The sequence below is a fragment of the Acutalibacter sp. 1XD8-36 genome (assembly GCF_009917525.1).
In the GTDB taxonomy this organism is placed as follows: Bacteria; Bacillota; Clostridia; order Oscillospirales; family Acutalibacteraceae; genus Acutalibacter.
In genome coordinates, this window is record NZ_QZDU01000057.1 from 1 (window position 1) to 1,223 (window position 1,223).

General features: G+C 49.6%; 1 protein-coding gene. It reads left to right on the plus strand.

The window, feature by feature from the left end:
* On the plus strand, window positions 1-1,223 hold a 1,223-nt coding region (locus D5270_RS16475; protein ID WP_166545100.1), incomplete at both ends, for a hypothetical protein.

Below are 1,223 nucleotides of genomic sequence, written 5' to 3' on the forward strand. Positions count from 1 at the left end.
GGCAACCTGCCGGAGCACACCTACACCTTTGACTTCTCCGGCCTGAGCTTCCCCTCTGAGGAGCCCAAGTTCGAGGCCCTTGATAAGGAAAACGTGCTTGATGAGGCACAAAACGGCAAGGGTACAAATGAGTTGCAGGCTGACATCGTAGGCAGCGTTGACGCGTCGACCAAGACCGTAACTGTTACCGGTACCTCTTACTATGTGAGTGGTTGGTCTGGCTTCCACGGCAGCGATACAAAACAGCAGGAAGGCAACTTTGTTGCCTATAAGATAACAAACCCTGCAAATATGCCTGTGTACCTTTGGAGCCCCACAGAAGGCAAGTGGAAGGGTACGGACAGCGAGTTTGTTACACGTATCCAGAACCAGACGAATTCCAAAGGAAAGATTATGGTTGGTGGAGCCATCGATGAAAATGGCGCAAAGACCGTTGAAGGAACAGAGTGGACTATTGACTTCAACAATGTTGACATGATGAAGGAAGGCGACGGTACTCTGCAGGTGACCCCTGTGACCGGCACTGTGTACGGCAAGAAGGGTACTGACCTTCAGTCCAACATCTCTACTACCCGGAAGACCAACGAGAATAAGGTTACCACTATCACCGTTAGGGGCAACAGCAATTACATTCCTGTCTGGACGCAGTTCTCCACTAACCCGGATTATCAGAAGGGTCACTACCTTGCTCTGAAGCTTACTGCTGGTACTGGCGACGTAATAAAAGTTCAGGGTGGAGATGGTCAAGAAAAGCCGCTGACATCCGACGGGATAGCAGTTTTTACCCTGAATCAGATGGTTGAGGATAACAATTTCAGGAGGAAGGTAACCGTTACTCCGAAGGCGAAAGAAGGGCAAACGGCTGAACCGAAGACATATTATCTTGACTTCTCCGCAGTGAAGCGTCTGCCTGCTGAAATAAAGAAGGTTACTGTTAGTGACGGTAGCTTAGAGGGTTTAAAGGCCATCTACAAGGACGGAAAGATTGTTCTGTCCGGCCTGGTAAAGCCCATGAAGGACAATGAGAACCTATTTGATGACGCTAAACTAAAGATTGACATTGGTGCAGGAGAGGGCAAGGAGACGGAAGTAACCGTCCGTATTACAAAGGTTGGCGACAAGCTGGAGGCTTCTGCTACCACAACTGTTGCTGGCAACACCCTGGTATTCGACACCAGCATGCTCATCATCAAGAATCCTGATGCCACCGATGTGGCTACCTT